This window comes from Micromonospora sp. WMMC250, from assembly GCF_027460215.1.
Lineage (GTDB): Bacteria > Actinomycetota > Actinomycetes > Mycobacteriales > Micromonosporaceae > Micromonospora > Micromonospora taraxaci.
On sequence record NZ_JAPZBJ010000002.1, the window covers coordinates 7,184,093 to 7,201,633 of the forward strand.

Genomic DNA, 17,541 nt, shown 5'->3' on the forward strand with positions numbered 1-17,541 from the left:
CGATCGGGTAGTCGCGGGAGCTGAAACCGCGACGAGTTAGGGGAAACATCTGATGGCTGCCCAGACCAAGGTAGCGGTGATCTACTACAGCGCGACCGGCATCACGTACCAGATGGCGCAGGCCGTGTGCGAGGCCGCCGGAGACGCCGGCGCGGAAGTGCGGCTGCGTAAGGTTCGCGAGCTGGCGCCGGACGAAGCGATCCGCTCCAACTCCGGCTGGCAGGCGCACCACCTGGAGACCCAGGACGTGCCCGAGGCGATGATCGACGACCTGGCCTGGGCCGACGTGGTGATCCTCGGCGCGCCGACCCGGTACGGCATGATCGCCGCCCAGCTGAAGCAGTTCATCGACACCACCGGCCCGCTCTGGGCCCAGGGCGCGCTGGCCAACAAGGTCTACTCCGCCTTCACCTCGACGGCGACCTCGCACGGCGGGCAGGAGACCACGTTGACCTCGCTGTTCAACGTCTTCTACCACTGGGGCGGTGTCGTGGTGACCCCCGGCTACACCGACAGCAGCCAGTTCATCGCCGGCAACCCCTACGGCCCCTCGCACACGAGCAACAACGGCGAGATCGCCCCGGACGCCGTGGCGCTGGGCGCCTGCGCGCTCACCGCCCGGCGGGCGGTGCAGCTCGGGGCCGCGTTGAAGGCGGGCCTGGGCAGCTGACGGCGGAAGCGACCGGTGGCGCGGGCGGGGGCTCTCGGCCCGTCCGCGCCACCGGTCGATCCAGCCCTACCCCGAGGCGGAACGACTATGCGCGTCCGCCGGTCGCGGACAGCTCGTCCGGGCGCGGCGCCGGCAGCAGGTCACTCAACAGCTCGGTCAGCACAGTCAGCCCGTCCGGGCTGAGCACCGACTCGGGGTGGAACTGCACCCCGGCGAAGCCGTGCCCCCGCAGGGCGTGCACGGCGCCGTCACCCGGGTCCCGGGCCAGCTCCACCGGCCCGTACGCGGTGTCCAGCCGGTCGGTTTCCGCACGCGCGGTGAACGTCGAGTAGAACCCGACCCGCCGGGTCCCGCCGAACAGCGGCACCTCCCGCTGCAACCCCTGATACGGCGCGTCCCTGCGGTGCAGCGGCAGCCCCAACAACCCGGACAGCACCTGGTGCCCGAGGCAGACCGCGAGGGTGGGACGACCGCTCGCCAGCAACCCGCTCAGCAGTTCCCGTACCGCCATCATCTTCGGCTCGTCCGGGCTGCCCGGGTCACCCGGCCCGGGGCCGGCCACCACCAGGTCGTACCCGTCGACGGAGCCGCTGGCGTGCCACGGGCGCGTGGTCACCTCCAGACCCAACGCGCCGAGTTGGTGGGCCAGCATCCCGGTGAAGGTGTCCTCGGCGTCCACGATCAACGCTCGACGACCCACCAACCCGGGAAGCGTGGGTGCGTCCGGTGACCGCTGGTCCAGCCAGAACCGTGCCAGCGGCGCGTTGCGCCTGGCCAGCGCGTCGCGTACCTCAGGGTCGTCGGCCAGTCGCGCGGCCGGCTCGCGCCCGCGGTCGGGCGCCGCCGGGCCGAGGCCGAGGGCGGCCAGCACACCGGCGGCCTTGGCGTGCGTCTCGGCCACCTCACCGGCCGCCGTCGAATGCCGCACCAGCGTGGCGCCCACCGGCACCCGCAGCCGACCGGCGGGGGAGATCTCGGCGGTACGGATCAGGATCGGGGCGTCGAGGGTCTGCCGGCCGGCCTCGTCGTGGCCGACCAGGGCGAGCACGCCCGAGTAGTAGCCCCGCCCCCGGCGTTCGTGTCGGGCGATCACCCGGCAGGCGTTCTCCATCGGACTGCCCGTGACGGTCGGCGCGAACATCGTCTCGCGCAGCACCTCCCGCACGTCCCGGGTGCTCTGCCCGGCGAGCAGGTACTCGGTGTGCGCCAGGTGCGACATCTCCTTCAGGTACGGGCCGATCACCTGGCCGCCGTGTTCGGCGACGGTGGCCATCATCTTCAGCTCCTCGTCGAGGACCATGTACAGCTCCTCGACCTCCTTCGGGTCGGCGAGGAACCGCAGCAGCGCCTCCCGGTCCGGGGTGTCGCCGGCGCGCCGGAAGGTGCCACTGATCGGGTTCATCATCACCAGCCCGTCGTCGACACTGACGTGCCGCTCCGGGCTCGCGCCGACCAGTGTCCGGGAGCCGGTGTGCACCACGAACGTCCAGTACGCGCCGCGTTCGGCGACCAGCAGCCGGCGCAGCGCGGCCAGCGCCGCCACCAGCGGTGGACCCTGCACGGTGGCGTGCATGGTGCGGTGGATGACGAAGTTCGCGCCCTCGCCCCGGCCGATCTCGTCGGCGAGCACCCGGTGCACGGTCCGCGAGTAGTCCTCGTCGGTGATGTCGAACGCGGCGTCGGCGGTGCGGACCTGCTCGTCGGGCAGCACGGCCAGGGCGTCGGCCAGGGCGATCCGTCCGTGGTCGCGGATCCGGAGGCACTCCAGCGGGGCACCGTCGTCGACGCAGGCGAAGCCGCGCTCGGAGATCTGCCGGTACGGCACCAGGGCCAGCGTCTGCGGCCCCGACGTGCCGGGCGTCAGCGGGATGTCCGCGAGCCGTTCGACAGTGTCGACAGTGCCGGTGAACAGCTCCAGCTCGTCCGCGCCCTCACGGCGCAGCAGGGCGAAGGGGCCGGGGTCGACACCGCTGACGATGGCGGTGAGCAGGTCGGTCAGGTGGGTCATCGGGAGTCTCCGTCGGGCTCGGCGCCGCCGTTGTGGCGGTCATCCGGCCGGGAGATCCGGCAGCCGCCTGGAGGGCGGCCGCGTGGATGGAGCTACGCGCGGGAGGTGGCCGCCGGGTCGGCGGGCCACCAACTAGTCAGATGCGCGAGCATGTGATCCACCTTACGCGCCCGTCGCCCGGTTCGCACCGGGTAACTTGACCGGCGATGAACATTCTCGCGCTCGATCTGGGCACCTCCTCGGTGCGGGGACTGGTGCTGGACGGGGACACCCGACCGCTGCCCGGCGCCCTGGCCCGCCGCAAGGTCGAACTCGCCATCGGCGACGACGGGACCGGCACGCTCTCCGCTCCCGACTATCTCGCCTCGCTGGTCGAGTGCCTGGACGAGTTGGCCGAAGCGGGCCACCTGCACGACGTGGACCTGGTGGCGGTCTCCGCGCAGTGGCACTCGGTGCTCCCGCTGGGCCGAGACGGCGCGCCGCTGGGCCCGGTGATCACCTGGCTGGACACCCGGCCCGCGCCGACGGGCGGTACGGCCGGCCCGGCCGACCCGGACGGCTTCCACCAGCGCACCGGCTGCTGGTGGCACCGCTCCTACTGGTCGATGCGGCTGCCCTGGTTGCGCGAGCAGTCCGGCACCTCGATCTCCCGGTTCGTCGGTCTGCCCGAGTACCTGCTGGGCGAGCTGCTCGACACGGCGCCCATGTCGATCTCCCAGGCCTCCGGGACCGGTCTGCTGGACCTGCGCACCCTGCGGTGGGACGAGGAGGCGCTGACGCTGGCCGGGGCGCGTCCGGAGGCCCTGCCGTCGCTCGGCGCGCTGGACTGGCACGGCCGGCTCCGGGCCGACCTGGCCGGGCGCTGGCCGCAGCTGGCCCAGGCCCGTTGGTCACCGCCCGTCGGCGACGGCGGTGCGTCGAACGTCGGGTCGGGCTGCGTCGACCCGAGCCGGGCCGCCGTCACCGTGGGCACCTCCGCGGCCGTACGGCTGATGCAGCGGATCCCGGCCGGTGAGCCGATGCCCCGGCTCCCCGAGCGGCTCTGGCGGTACCGGGTCGACCATGACCACGTGGTGACGGGGGCGGCGTACGCCTGTGGCGGCAACCTGTTCGCCTGGGCGGACCGGGAGCTGCGGTTGCCCCGGGGTGCGGAGCTGGACGCGGCGCTGGCGCTGGTGCCGACCGGCGGTGGCCGACCGGCCGACCCCCGGTTCGGCGGTGACCGGGCACCCGGCCTGGCGCCGGCGGGCACCGGTGAGCTGCGCGGCCTCAGCTTCAGCACCACAGCGGTGGACATCCTGGCCGGGCTGATGCAGGGGCTGTGTGATCTGGTCGCCGAGGATCTCGGGGTGCTGGAGTCCACCATCGACAAACCGGTGGGTGTGGTGCTCGGTGGGGGTGCGGTGGCGGCTTCGGTGTGGTGGCGGCAGGCTTTCGCCGCCGCGCTCGCACCGCGACCGGTGTCGCACCAACGTAACCCGGAGATCGGTGCCACCGGGGCCGCGCTGGTGGCGCTCGGCCGGTTCGGTGACGCGATCGGCCTCGCCGACATCGGCCGGACGGACGAGCTGGTACTACCGACCACGGCAGGACGTTCCCACCCGCAGTATCCTTCCTGAACCACCGCTCAGCCCAAACCGTTGACAGTCCAACCAAGCCTGGTTGGATGGACTGCGCTCCCCGGACCGCGGCGGACGCGGTAGCACGGAGGAGGCAGGGTGGCGGCAGGTCCCGAGCCGGCGAACGGCGCGGTGTCGAACCATCGCCGGCGCCGCTTCGATGTCCGGGTGGTACCGCATCGGCGACGGTCTCCGTTCCGGCTGCGCGACTGGCGGATGAGCACGAAGCTCGCCACCGTGCTGGTGGTTCCGTCGATGGCGTTCCTGCTGCTCGCCGGTGTGCAGACCAGCGCCCTGGTGGGGCGGACGACAGCGCTCAACGACTTCTCCCGTCAGGTCGGCATCGGGCGACAGATCACCGCGGCGGTGCACCAGCTCCAGCAGGAGCGCGACCGTTCGGCGGGCGAGTTGGGTGAGCTGCGCAGGGGCGGTGACCGGGCGGCGGCGGCGGCCAACCTGAAGCCGTTGCAGACGGCCACCGACCGGGCCATCGTGGACCTGAGCCGGGCGGCCGAGCCGCTGGCCGACGCCGACGCGTCCTGGCGGGTCGCGTTCTCCGAGGCGCTCGAGGCGTACGACCAGGTGATCGACATCCGGCCGGCGATCCCGCCGGCGGTGCTCAGCAACGAGACCATCCTGAGTAACTACCACCGGGCTGTCGGCGCGTTGCTGGACCTGCTCGCCGAGCCGACCCCTGGTCAGGGCCAGTCGGCGTTGAACGACGCGGTGCTGCGCTACGTCCAACTGGCCCGGGTCAAGGAACTCTCCTCCCGGGTGCGGGCCCAGCTCTACGCCGCCGGTCGCGCCGGCACGTACGGCACCGAGGACCGGGTGATCCTCAGCGATCTGCGCGGCCAGCAGCTGACCGCGCTCAGCGCGTTCCGGGTGGCGGCCACGTCCGACCAGATCCGCCGGTACGACGAAACCTCCGTCAGCCCGATGTTCCTGGTCGCCACCCAGTTGGAGGAGCGCAGCCTGCCCGGCGGCACCGCGTCGCCGGAGGTGCTGCCCTCGGAGCAGTGGTGGTCGGCCAGCGAGCAGCGTCAGGAGCTGCTGCGCCAGCTCGAGGCGGGTGTGCTGGACGACGCCGTTCGACAGGCCGACGACGCCAGCAGCGAGCAGCTACGGGCCACCCTGCTGGTGGTCGGCGGTGTCGTCGCGGTCCTGCTGGTCGCCCTGCTGATCTCCCTGCTCGTCGGCCGGTCGGTCGCCCGCTCGATGCGGTTGCTGCGGAGCCAGGCGCTCCGGATCGCGCAGGTCGAGCTGCCGGACGCCCTGGACCGCCTGAAGACCGTCACCGGCGGTGTGCCGGGCATCGAGGTGGCGCCGGCGGTGGTCCGCTCGCTCGACGAGATCGGTGAGCTGGCGGAGGCGTTCGTCGCGGTGCACCGCAGCGCCGTCACTGTCGCCGTCGAGCAGGCACTCATGCGGCGCAATGTCAACGCCATGTTCGTCAACTTGGCCCGCCGCAGCCAGGTGCTGGTGGAGCGGCAGCTGGAGCTGCTGGACGACCTGGAGCGCGAGGAGAGCGACCCGGACCAGCTGGAGAACCTGTTCAAGCTCGACCACCTGGCCGCCCGGATGCGGCGTAACGACGAGAGCCTGCTGGTGCTCGCCGGCACGGATTCGACCCGCCGGTGGAACCGGCCCGTCGGCCTCGGCGCGGTGCTGCTGGCCGCCGCCGCGGAGATCGAGCAGTACCAGCGGGTCCGGATCGACGCGGTGGCCGACGTGTACGTGGTCGGGCACGCCGTCGGCGAGTTGGTGCACATGCTGGCGGAGCTGCTGGAGAACGCCACCGCCTTCTCGCGTCCGGACACGACCGTGGTGGTGACCGCGCGGGTCGACGCCGCGACCGCTCTGGTCGAGATCGCCGACCGTGGCCTGGGGATGAGCCCGACCGCGTTGGCCGAGGCGAACGCGGTGCTGGCCAGCCCTCCGGCGGCGGACGTCGCGACGGTGGAGCGGATGGGTCTCTTCGTGGTCAGTCACCTGGCCGCACGGTTGGGCGTACGGGTCAGGCTGGACGACCACCAGGGCGGTCTGGTCGCCCGGCTCGCGTTGCCCGCCACGATGCTCGCCCCGGCGGGCGCGGTGCAGGCGGATCTGCCCGCGCCGGCCCGCATGCTGGCGACGGGCGCCGCGCGGGGCGTGGTCCGGCAGCCCGGGGCCGTCGCCGAGGCCCACGCTTCCGGGGTGGGCATGGCGGCGCGGGACCTGCCGGTTGCCGGCCGGCAACCGGCCGCCGCCGTGCCGCGTCAGGCCCGTCCGGTGCCGGTGCGCGCCGAGGACGTGTTGACCCCGGCCGGCGGCCGGGACGCCGGTGGGGGCTGGTGGTCGCGGCAGGGCCCCGGCCCGTCCGCGCCGATCGTCCCCGCGTCGGGGATGCCACCGGCAGTGCCGGTCACGGCCGGTACGAACGAGCGGGGGCTACCGGTGCGGGTGCCGATGGCACAGTTGAGCGCGGTCACCCGCTCGGCGCAACCGACTGCGGCACCGATCCGCACCGACCCGGACCCGGAGGCGGTCGGCGGCATGCTCTCCCGGCTCTACAGCGGAGTGCGGCGCGCCGAGGCCGAGGACACCACCGAGATACCCGTGCCACCGTCCGGGGGGCACGACGAAGGGGGACGACGACAGTGACGACGTTGAGCCAGGAGGCGCGTGACCTGAGCTGGCTGGTGAGCGCGTTCGCGGAGCGGGTGCCGGGTGTGGCGCACGCGGTGGTGGTCTCGTCCGACGGGTTGTTGGTGGCGATCTCCGATCATCTGCCGCGTGACAACGCGGACAAGCTCGCCGCGGTGACCTCCGGGCTGATGAGCATCACCGCGGGCGCGGCCTCGATGTTCGACGGGGATGTCGTCAAGCAGACGGTGGTCGAGATGGGCCGCGGCTACTTCCTGGTGATGCAGATCCGCGACGGTTCGATCCTGGCGACGCTGGCCGCCGGTGACGCGGACATCGGCGTGGTGGGCTACGAGATGGCCCGGTTGGCGAAGCAGGCGGGGGAGATGCTCACCCCGGCGCTGCGGGCGGAGTTGCAGCAGGCGCTGCCGCGCTGAGTGCGGTGGCCGAGGCCCGGACGGTCACCGGCTCATCTCGAGAGTCGAGCCGTCCGGGCCCGGTCGTCCGGGTGCCGGCGCGTTCAGAAGCCGCCGTCGGCGATGACGGAGCGGTACCAGGTGGCGCTGCTCTTGAGCACCCGCCGCTGGGTCGCGTAGTCCACGTAGACCAGGCCCCAGCGTTGGTCGTATCCCGCGTCCCACTCGAAGTTGTCCAGCAGCGACCAGACGTGGAAGCTCTCCAGCGGCACGCCGTCGGCGATGGCCCGGTGTGCGGCGGCGAGGTGGTCGCGCAGGAAGCTGATCCGACCCGTGTCCTGGACGGTGTCGTCGGCGGCCAGCGTGTCCGGCGTGGGGAGCCCGTTCTCGGTGATGGTGAGCGGGATCGGGCCGTACTCGCGGGTGATCCGGGTCAGGAGGTCGTACAACCCCTCGGGGTAGATCTGCTGCCACGCGGCCTCCGAGGTCGCCCAGCGGTGTTCGGTGCCGCCGTCGGCGGTGACGTAGATCGGCGTGTAGTACTGCACGGCCAGCAGGTCGACGGGCGCGGAGATGATCGCCAGGTCGCCGTCGCGGATGCCCTGGACCATCCGGCTCTGCGGGCCCAGGTCGGCCAGCACGTCCTCCGGGTAGCTGCCCTTGAGCAGGGAGTCGAGGTACAGGCGGTTCTCGTAGCCGTCGTACAGGTGGGCGGCTGCGGCAGCCTGCGGGGAGTCGTCGGCGGGGTAGCAGGGGTGCAGGTTGAACGCGGGGCCGATCCGGCTGTCGCTGCCGCTGGCCCGCAGCGCGGCGACGGCGAGCCCGTGCGCGAGCTGTAGGTGGTGGGCGACCAGGTAGGCGGCGTCCGGGTCCTGCCGTCCGGGGGCGTGGTGGCCGGTGAGGTAGCCGTTCTGCACCACGGTCTTGGGCTCGTTGACGGTGAGCCAGACCGGCACCCGGTCACCGAGGGCGTGGAAGACCAGGTCGGCGTAGTCGGCGAAGCGCTGGGAGGTGTCGCGGGACTCCCAGCCGCCGGCGTCCTGGAGGGCCTGGGGGAGGTCCCAGTGGAACAGGGTGGCCATCGGGGTGATGCCGCGTTCGTGCAGGCCGTCGAGCAGGCGTCGGTAGAAGTCGAGGCCGCGTTGGTTGGGCGTCCCGGTGCCGTCGGGCTGGATCCGGGGCCAGGAGATGGAGAAGCGGTAGCTGCGCAGCCCGAGGTCGCGCATGAGGTCGAGGTCCTCGGCGTACCGGTGGTAGTGGTCGATGGCCACGTCGCCGGTGTCGCCGTTGCGGGTGCGCCCCGGGACGCGGCTGAAGGTGTCCCAGACCGACTCGCCGCGTCCGTCTTCCTTGGCGGCGCCTTCGATCTGGTACGCCGAGGTGGCCGCGCCCCAGCCGAAGTCGTCCGGGAAGCGCAGCGGGCCGGCGGGCCCATTAGGTATCGACATGGATTCTCCTCATGGATACGGGGCCACCGCCGAAGATTCGGGAGCGCTCCCATGATAGGGCAGACGCGGCCTGCCGGTCATCCGTCCGTCCTGACGGGCGGGGCTGGCGGGGTGGCGGCGGGTATGGCCCCGAGCAGCGAACGAGGCCGTCCGGGCGGCGCGCCGCGCCTGTCCCGTCGGCCTCTTTTCCTATCGTGTACGGGGGTTTAGTGTGGGGACGGGGGAGGGCAACCCCCGTCCCCACCGTAACTGCACACACGCAAGCGGAATTTGGGTCCTGCCATGCGTGTCGCGCGGGAGCCGGGCCACGCGAGTGGCTCTGGTTCCACCTCCCTCCATGTGGCGGGACGATGGCTGACGACGGCGTCCGGGCTGGCCCGTCGTCGGCCATCGGTCGGGTTCCCCGGCCCCGCCCGGAGGCGGCGCCGGTGATCTTCTAATTGGAACCTTGTCGATGGAAGCGCTCCCATCGACCGATGTTGCGACTGTAACGCCCGTCACGCCTTTGTGAAAGACCCAAAACAAGATCGAAACAAGGAGCTGTTTCGGCTTGTTGTGGGAGCGCTTCCATGGCACACTGTCGATTCAACGCGGCAGGAGCCACATCGCGTGAGTGCGGGTCCACCGAGGGCAGCCGGCAGCACCACGTCCGGTCACGGTCACCCCATCGCGGCCAGCGGGACCCCCTCCCGTGCGGGCCGCACCGACCCACCCCGGCCGGGCCCGGGGAGCCACCTTCCCGGCGCCTCTCAACACCCGCGGACCACCACCCTCGCGGGCCGGCGCCTTCGCCGGGATCATCCCGGCCTCGCCCGAGGAGACACCGCGCACATGAGACAACTGGCAATACGCCGCCGCGTGGCGATCGCCGCCGCCGCGCTGCTCGCCGTCGGCGGGGTGACACTGCCCGCCGGTGCCGCACAGGCCGCCCCGGCCTGCGACGTCGTCTACGCGACCAACGACTGGAACACCGGCTTCACCGCCAACGTGACCATCAAGAACCTGGGCGATCCGATCAGCAACTGGACGCTCAAGTGGACCTTCCCGACCAGCGGCCAACGGGTCACCCAGGGCTGGTCGGCGCGGTACAGCCAGTCCGGCAGTGAGGTCACCGCGACCAACGAGTCGTACAACGGCAACCTCGGCACCGGGGCTTCCACCACCATCGGCTTCAACGGCGCCCACTCGGGGACCAACCCGAAGCCCACGTCGTTCACCCTGAACGGCACCCCCTGCAACGGCACCCCGGCCAACCAGCCGCCGACGGTCTCGCTCGGCCTGCCGACCGGCCCGTTCACCGCGCCGGCCGACGTGCCGCTGACCGCCACCGCCAGCGACCCGGACGGGACGATCAGCAAGGTCGAGTTCTACCGCAACGGCCTGCTGATCAACACGGACACCTCCGCGCCGTACTCCTACACGCAGGAGGACCTGCCGGCCGGCAGCTACACCGTCCAGGCCAAGGCGTACGACAACGCCAACGGCATCGGGGTCGACGAGAAGGCCTTCACCGTCGGCGCCGCCACCGGCCCGACGCTGGTAGCCACCCCGTCCGCGGTGAGCGTCGCCGAGGGTGGCACCGCCACCTTCAACCTGAAGCTCAGCGCCGCGCCGACGGCGAGTGTGCCGGTCACCCTCACCCGCACCGGCGACTCCGACATCACGGTCTCGCCGACCACCGCCACGCTGACCTCCAGCAACTGGAACACCGGGGTCACCGTCACGGTCGCCGCGGCGGAGGACGCCGACACCGCCGGTGGCGCCGCCACCATCACCGCCTCCGCCACGGGTCTCGCCTCGCTGGCGGTCACCGCCACCGAGATCGACAACGACACCCCGGGCGGCGACAACACCTACATCGCCAAGTTCCTCGAGCAGTACGGCAAGATCAAGAACTCGGGCTACTTCAGCCCCGAGGGCGTGCCGTACCACTCGGTGGAGACGCTGATCGTCGAGGCGCCCGACCACGGCCACGAGACCACGTCGGAGGCGTTCAGCTTCTGGCTCTGGCTGGAGGCCTACTACGGCAAGGTCACCCAGAACTGGGCACCGTTCAACAACGCCTGGACGGTGATGGAGAAGTACATCATCCCCACGCACGCCGACCAGCCGACCTCCGGCTCGGCGGGCACCCCGCAGTACGCCGCGGAGTACAACCTGCCCAGCCAGTACCCCTCGGCGCTGAACCCGAACGTCTCCGTCGGCCAGGACCCGCTCCGCTCGGAGCTGCAGTCCACCTACGGCACCGGCGACATCTACGGCATGCACTGGCTGATGGACGTCGACAACACCTACGGCTTCGGCCGCTGCGGTGACGGCACCACCAAGCCCGCCTACATCAACACCTTCCAGCGGGGCACCCAGGAGTCGGTGTGGGAGACCGTCCCGCAGCCCTCCTGCGACACCTTCAAGCACGGCGGCCAGTACGGCTACCTCGACCTGTTCGTCAAGGACACCGGCGCCCCCGCCAAGCAGTGGAAGTACACCAACGCCCCGGACGCCGACGCCCGCGCCGTGCAGGCCGCGTACTGGGCGCTGACCTGGGCCAAGGCGCAGAACAAGCAGGCCGACGTCGCGGCGACCATCACCAAGGCCGCCAAGATGGGCGACTACCTGCGGTACGCGATGTTCGACAAGTACTTCAAGAAGATCGGCAACTGCGTCGGGGCGAGCACCTGTCCCGCCGGCAGCGGCCGGGACTCGGCGCACTACCTGCTGTCCTGGTACTACGCCTGGGGTGGCGCGTACGACACCAGCCAGAACTGGTCCTGGCGGATCGGCTCCAGCCACAGCCACTTCGGTTACCAGAACCCGTTCGCGGCCTGGGCGCTGACCAACACCCCGGAGCTGGCGCCGAAGTCGTCGACCGCCGCCAGCGACTGGACCAAGAGCTTCGAGCGGCAGCTGGAGTTCTACACCTGGCTGCAGTCCGCCGAGGGCGGTATCGCCGGCGGTGCCACCAACAGCTGGGACGGCAGCTACGCCCAGCCGCCGGCCGGCACCAGCACCTTCTACGGCATGTTCTACGACGTCGACCCGGTCTACAACGACCCGCCGTCGAACCAGTGGTTCGGCATGCAGGCCTGGTCGATGCAGCGCATCGCCGAGCTGTACCTGCAGACCGGCAACGCGAAGGCCAAGGCGCTGCTGGACAAGTGGGTGCCGTGGGCGATCGCCAACACCACCCTCGGCACCAACTGGTCGATCCCGTCGGACATGGCGTGGACCGGTCAGCCGACCACCTGGAACCCGTCCAACCCGCAGCCCAACACGGGCCTGCACGTCGAGGTGATCAGCAAGGGCCAGGACGTCGGTGTCACCGCCGCCTACGCCCGGATCCTGATCGCGTACGCGGCCAAGTCGGGCAACGTGGCGGCGAAGGACACCGCCAAGGGGCTGCTCGACGCGCTGTCGGCCGCCAGCGACGCCAAGGGTGTCTCCACCACCGAGAAGCGTGGCGACTACCGGCGCTTCGACGACGTCTACGACGCGTCCACCGGGCAGGGCCTCTACGTCCCGCCGGGATGGACCGGGAAGATGCCGAACGGTGACGCCATCGCCGCCGGCAAGAGCTTCCTCGACATCCGGTCCTTCTACAAGAACGACCCGGACTGGCCCAAGGTGCAGGCCTACCTGAACGGTGGTCCGGAGCCCGAGTTCAACTACCACCGGTTCTGGGCACAGGCTGACGTCGCCATGGCGTACGCCGACTACGGCAGCCTGTTCCCGAACGGCTGAGCGACCCGGGGTGGGCGGCGTGGACCGCCCACCCCGGGATTCGGTCAGGGTCCGGGGAACGACGGACCCCGACCGGGGGACGGCCTGACACCCACGGTCAGGCCGGGGTGGGCCGGCCATCTGGCCGACGCAGCGGATCGGCTGGCCCACCCCACCGCCCGGACTGGAGCCAGTTGCGAAAAAGCCCAGAAATTCGGGCCCTCACGGGATCACACCGAAGTCCACGACGGAGTAACGTACGTCACCGGAGAGGCCGCTCCCCCCGTGGCGGCCTCTCCACTTTCTTTCCTGCCATCCGTTCGTCTCCGTGAGCCCTGTTCGGGTCAACGAGGCGGCCCGACCGGGTCCGACGCGACCGGATGCCGCAGACCCGGGTGCCCGGTCGGCAGCGAGCGCCGCAGCACCACCCAACTCAGCGCCAGCGCCGCCGCAACCAGCGGCCACGTCAACGCCACCCGGGCCACCACCAGCGCGAGCACCTGCCCACCCAGGTAGAGCGGCACGAACACGGCCACCCGCAGCAGGTAGGTCGCCGTCCACACCCAACTGGCCCGGCCGTACCCCCGCAGCAACGCCGGGTCCCGTCGCCACCGGGCGCGCTGGCCCAGCACCGCGCCGACCAACACGCCGAGCAGCGGCCAACGCACGACGATGCTGACCGCCCACGCCAGAGCGCTCGCGGCGTTGGACAGCACCTGGATCAGGAAGAAATCCTCGGCCCGGCCCGTGCGCACCGCGATCAACGCCGCGACGCAGACCGCCAGCAGCCCGATCAGCACCGACCGCGGCCGGTCACCCCGACGCAGCCGTACGCCGGCCACCACCGCGCCCACGGCCAGCGCCGCGCCGACACCGCCCCAGAGCGACTCGCCGCCCAGCAACCAGCCCGCCGCGAACGCCACCGGCGGCAGGGTGGCGTCGATGGCCCCGCGTCGCCCGCCCAGCAGATCCGTCAACGACTCGACCCGCGCCGGCCGGGCCGGGTCGGTGTCCGCCCCGGCCGGGCCTGCGCCGGCGCCTCTGCGCTGCTCCGGATCGGGCTCGGCCCGGCCGTCGTCGCGTTCCGGTGCTCCGCCCACCACCGCCTCCTCGCCTCCGGCACAACCTAACCGTCGACGCGCGGCGGGCCACCGACCGGCTGGCCGACGCCGGCCGCTACGGTGTGCGGATGCGCGCGACGGCACGGGGTTGGACCGCGGTCTGGTTGGTCGTACTGGCCCTTGTCCAGGCGGCTGCCTTCCTTGCCGTGTGGCGGGTGGCCGTGTACACCGAGGTCGGTCAGTGGGTGGACACCGTCGCGCTGACCGGCAACCGGATCGGGCACGACACCATCGACGGACCTGTCAACCGGATCCTCAACGCGATGTCGGTGGTCTCCCTGCTGGCCGCCACCGCGATGATCGGCTTCATCGCGTTGATCCGGGGCCGGATCGCCCTGGCCGTCACCGCGACCCTGCTGATCGCCGGGGCCAACGTATCGACCCAGTTGCTGAAGCACGGGCTGAACCGCCCCGACTTCGGCCTCGACCCGGAGCGCGCCGCGGTCGGCAACAGCCTGCCCAGCGGGCACACCACAGTGGCCGCGTCGGTGGCGATCGCGCTGATGCTCGTCCTGCCGCGCAAGGTGCGCGCGGCCGGCGCCTTCATCGGCGCCGGCTACGCCGCCGCCGCCGGGGTCGCCACCCTCTCCGCCGGCTGGCACCGGCCCAGCGACGCGGTCGCCGCGTACCTGGTGGTGGGTGTGTGGGCGGCGTTGGCCGGGCTGCTCCTGCTGATCACCCAACGCGAGCAGGCCGAGGTCGCCCCCGGTGACGCGCACCGGATCGCCGCGCTGGTGCTCGGGGTGGGCGGTGTGCTCGCCCTGGTCGCCTGTGGGCTGGCCCTGGCCTGGCTGATCGAGCTGCGCGGCACCGGACCGCAGGAGTTGAGCCGCCGACCGCTGTTCATCGGGTACGCCGGCAGCGCCGCCGGGATCGCCGGGACGATGGCGGTCGTGATGGCGCTGGTGCTCACCGTCGTGCACCGGCTCGTGCCCCGCGTCAAGGGCTGAGCCGGTCGTGGATCCCGTCCGCGCGGCGTTCTCCGCCGAGTGCGTGCGGCTCACCGAGGTCCTCACCGGCCTGGTCGACGCCGACCTCGACCGACCCACCGACTGCCCGCCGTGGACCGTCCGGGAGTTGATCGCGCACGTCCGCACCGGCGTCGGCCGGCTGACCGACATGCTCGCCGCGCCGGCCCCGCCCCGCGCCGAGGTGGACGCCGCCGGTTACTTCGGTCGGGCGAAGTTCACCGAGCAGGTGGACGCCGACCGGATCGCGGGCGGGCGGCGTGCGGCGCTCCAGGTGGACCGGGAGGCGCTGGCGGCCGAGGTGGACCGAGCGTGGCGGGCCACCGACGCGGCGGTGGCCGCCGCTGCGCCCGATCGGGTGGTGCGGACCCGACACGGCGACGCGATGCGTCTCACCGAGTTCCTGCGGACCCGGGTCGTCGAGGTGGGCGTACACGGTCTGGACCTGGCCGCCGCGCTGGACCGGCCGCCGTGGCTCACCACCGCCGCGGCCGAGGTGATCGTCGAGCTGCTCACCGGCGGGCACCCGGTGCCGGCCGCTCTGGGCTGGGACCGGATGACAATGATCCGCAAGACCACCGGCCGGGCGGCCCTGACCGCCCCGGAACGGGCCGCGATCGACGCGGCGGGCTTCCGCTGGCTCGCCTTCGGCCGCTGAGCGGCCGTCTGCTCCGGCTCCGTGGCCGCCGGTCTAGGATCCCGCCGGCGCTGGTCGCGGCTCGCCCCGAACGGGTCAGCTTCCGGACCGGGGCGCGGGAACGTGCGGGGCGACGCCGCGCAGGTGCGTCAACACGACCGGATCGATGCGACCCGGCACCAACCGCTCCTCCAGGTTCTCCAGCCCTGCCCAGGAGGTCAACGCCGACTCGGGTCCGTCGTCGGTCACCGGATGGCCCAGCGCCCTGAGCAACGCCGCCACCTCCTCGGCGACCGCACCGGTCAGGTCGAGCAGGGTGGCCGGATCCGGCCGACCGAACAGCATGGTGTGCACGGCGAGCAGCCGGCTCAGCTCGGCGATCGGCTCCGGGTGATCGTCCACGCGAAGGTCGACCAGCACGTCGCTGGTGCCGCCGTACCCGCCGCCACGCTCGACCACCAGCAACCCGGCGCTCTGCCGACCCCGCCGGTCGCCGCCGGCCTCGTCGCCGGCCCGCAGCGCGGCGACCAGACGCTCGGCGAACGGCAACGCGGCCCCCGCCAGCCACGCCTCGCCGAGGGCGTCGACGACCTCCGGGCCGGTGAGCACGTTGCCCTGTGCGGCCCAACCGTCGCCCGTCCGTCCACCGGCCCACGGCAGGCACTCCGGGCCCGTCCAGCTGGCACCCGGACCGCTGGTCCCCACGACGCCGACCTGGCGGTGCTCCCGCTCGGGGTCGGCGGCGACGAGCCCGGCCACGACATCGGCTGCCGCCACGCCGGTGCGCAGCAGGGCGAGGCCCTGTGGCCGGTACGCGAGGTTGGCGTGCGCCTGGGTGGCCAGCGCGCCCACCTCGGCGGCGGCGGCCGGCACCACCGCCCCGGCGGCGAGGAACTTGCTGGCGACGGCCACGCCGTGCAGGCGGCCGTCGGCGGAGCGGGCGACGAGCGAGAAGGTCACCGGCCGAGATTAACCGGTCCCGCCGGCAGGGATTCGACGTGCGTCGTCGTGTCAGAACGGCGGTGAGGCCGGCTCCGGTGGCGCGCCGTGGGCCCGGCGGGCGTCCGCGACCACGACAGCGGCCAGCACCACCGCCCCGAGTGCGGTCGCGACCACACCCGGTAGGAACAGCAACGGCACCGCCGACGCCGCCAACACCAGCAGGGCGATCCAGCGCGACGGTGAGACGCGCGAGAAGACCTCGTACTCCAAGCGGGCGCGACCGGCCAGGAACAGCGCCGGGCCGCCGAGCACCAGGGCCAACCACGAGCCCGGGATCCGTTCCAGCGGATGCTCGATGATCAGTTCGTAGCCGATCGCGGTGGCGGCGAGACCGACCACCATCACCAGGTGGGTGTCGGCCGCCGACCGCCCGATGGTGGCGGGGTGCCGGGCCTTCGTCACCGCCTCGCCCAGGATCCGCCCGGCCCGCTGGACGTAGATCCGCCACAGCATGATCGACGTGGCCAGCGCGAGCGCGAACGCCCAGGCGTGCCCGGTCTCGTAAGGTCCCCTGCTGTACGAGAACCCGGCCACCAGGATCGTCTCGCCCAGGGCGACGAGGAAGAACTGCTGGTAACGCTCGGCCAGGTGCTCACCGGCGATCTCCCACTTGGAGATCCTCGAGCGGCCCAGGCCGGGCACCGGCCAGCCGCAGCGGGCCGCCAGGTACTCGAACGCGAGCGCCGTCGACCAGAGCACCACCTGCGCGTTGGTGCTCAGCATCGCGCCGCTGATCCAGAGCACCCCGCTCAGCGCGAAGATCACCGCCATGCGCACCTTCAACCGGCGGTACGGGTGCGGACCCAGCGCGACCGACAGGATCACCGGGCGGGTCACCTGCGCGACCACGTACGCCACCGCAAACATCAGCGCGGTGTCGGTGAACGCCCTGGGGATCGCCACCCCCATCACCATGCTGCACACCAACGCGGTGATGACCACGGTCTGCAACGGCACCTTGTACGGGTCGTACCGGCTGGTCGTCCACGCGGTGCCCTGCCAGACCGCCCAGAGCGCGAGCAGCAACAGCAGGGTCTTGCCGCTGCCGGTGACAGTGGCCCAACCGTGCTCCCGGCCCGGTTCCTGCGTCAGGTCCTCGAACGCGCGGGCCGAGATCCGGGTGAGCGCGAAGACGTACACCAGGTCGAAGAAGAGTTCGAGGAACGTGGCCCGGCCGGGAGTGGCCGCCGCAGGGACCGGCTCCAGGCGTCCCGCTGCCCTGGAACCCATGGTCAGCGGCCTGCGCCGTCGGTACGGTCCACCTGGCAGTCGTAGCACCCCCGATGGCACGCGCCGCTGGAAACCGGCGA

General features: G+C 72.2%; 12 protein-coding genes. 7 read left to right on the forward strand and 5 right to left on the reverse strand.

What is annotated here, in order from left to right; genetic code table 11:
- The first annotated feature begins 52 nt into the window (after window positions 1-52).
- Window positions 53-670 (forward strand): NAD(P)H:quinone oxidoreductase, encoded by a 618-nt coding sequence (wrbA, locus tag O3438_RS32720; protein ID WP_269683323.1) that lies wholly within the window; start codon window positions 53-55, stop codon window positions 668-670.
- 85 nt (window positions 671-755) lie between these two features.
- Here the strand turns inward: wrbA and O3438_RS32725 are convergent, their stop codons facing one another.
- A complete protein-coding gene (locus O3438_RS32725; RefSeq protein ID WP_269683324.1) occupies window positions 756-2,678 on the reverse strand; it encodes an anthranilate synthase family protein in 1,923 nt (640 codons plus the stop codon).
- Window positions 2,679-2,884: 206 nt separating this feature from the next.
- Here O3438_RS32725 and O3438_RS32730 point away from each other — a divergent pair, with 206 nt between their 5' ends.
- The 3 genes from O3438_RS32730 (at window position 2,885) to O3438_RS32740 (ending at window position 7,359) form a co-directional block, all read left to right on the forward strand.
- Window positions 2,885-4,297: an FGGY family carbohydrate kinase gene (locus tag O3438_RS32730; protein ID WP_269683325.1), complete on the forward strand. Its 1,413-nt coding sequence runs from the start codon at window positions 2,885-2,887 to the stop codon at window positions 4,295-4,297.
- 99 nt (window positions 4,298-4,396) lie between these two features.
- Complete coding sequence (locus tag O3438_RS32735) at window positions 4,397-6,940, forward strand: sensor histidine kinase (RefSeq protein WP_269683326.1); 2,544 nt, start codon at window positions 4,397-4,399, stop codon at window positions 6,938-6,940.
- On the forward strand, window positions 6,937-7,359 hold the full coding sequence (locus O3438_RS32740) for a roadblock/LC7 domain-containing protein (protein ID WP_088988684.1): 423 nt from the start codon (window positions 6,937-6,939) through the stop codon (window positions 7,357-7,359). The genes O3438_RS32735 and O3438_RS32740 overlap by 4 nt, the downstream gene beginning before the upstream one ends.
- Window positions 7,360-7,442: 83 nt before the next feature.
- Here O3438_RS32740 and O3438_RS32745 read toward each other — a convergent pair whose 3' ends face one another.
- On the reverse strand, window positions 7,443-8,786 hold the full coding sequence (locus O3438_RS32745; RefSeq protein ID WP_269683327.1) for a GH1 family beta-glucosidase: 1,344 nt from the start codon (window positions 8,784-8,786) through the stop codon (window positions 7,443-7,445).
- A gap of 831 nt (window positions 8,787-9,617) precedes the next feature.
- On the opposite strand from O3438_RS32745, the gene O3438_RS32750 reads away from it, so the two are divergent.
- Complete coding sequence (locus O3438_RS32750) at window positions 9,618-12,524, forward strand: glycoside hydrolase family 48 protein (protein ID WP_269683328.1); 2,907 nt, start codon at window positions 9,618-9,620, stop codon at window positions 12,522-12,524.
- A 323-nt stretch (window positions 12,525-12,847) separates the two neighbouring features.
- Here O3438_RS32750 and O3438_RS32755 read toward each other — a convergent pair whose 3' ends face one another.
- Window positions 12,848-13,480, reverse strand: coding sequence for a DUF3159 domain-containing protein (locus O3438_RS32755; RefSeq protein WP_269683837.1), 633 nt, complete (start codon window positions 13,478-13,480; stop codon window positions 12,848-12,850).
- Window positions 13,481-13,686: 206 nt separating this feature from the next.
- Between O3438_RS32755 and O3438_RS32760 the strand changes: the two genes are divergently transcribed.
- Window positions 13,687-14,574, forward strand: coding sequence for a phosphatase PAP2 family protein (locus tag O3438_RS32760; RefSeq protein WP_269683838.1), 888 nt, complete (start codon window positions 13,687-13,689; stop codon window positions 14,572-14,574).
- A 7-nt stretch (window positions 14,575-14,581) separates the two neighbouring features.
- Window positions 14,582-15,250 (forward strand): maleylpyruvate isomerase N-terminal domain-containing protein, encoded by a 669-nt coding sequence (locus O3438_RS32765; protein WP_269683329.1) that lies wholly within the window; start codon window positions 14,582-14,584, stop codon window positions 15,248-15,250.
- Between the two features lie 75 nt (window positions 15,251-15,325).
- On the opposite strand, the gene O3438_RS32770 is transcribed toward O3438_RS32765, so the two are convergent.
- A complete protein-coding gene (locus tag O3438_RS32770) occupies window positions 15,326-16,189 on the reverse strand; it encodes a DUF1028 domain-containing protein (RefSeq protein ID WP_269683330.1) in 864 nt (287 codons plus the stop codon).
- A gap of 51 nt (window positions 16,190-16,240) precedes the next feature.
- Window positions 16,241-17,461, reverse strand: coding sequence for a low temperature requirement protein A (locus tag O3438_RS32775; RefSeq protein ID WP_269683331.1), 1,221 nt, complete (start codon window positions 17,459-17,461; stop codon window positions 16,241-16,243).
- Window positions 17,462-17,541 lie beyond the last annotated feature (80 nt).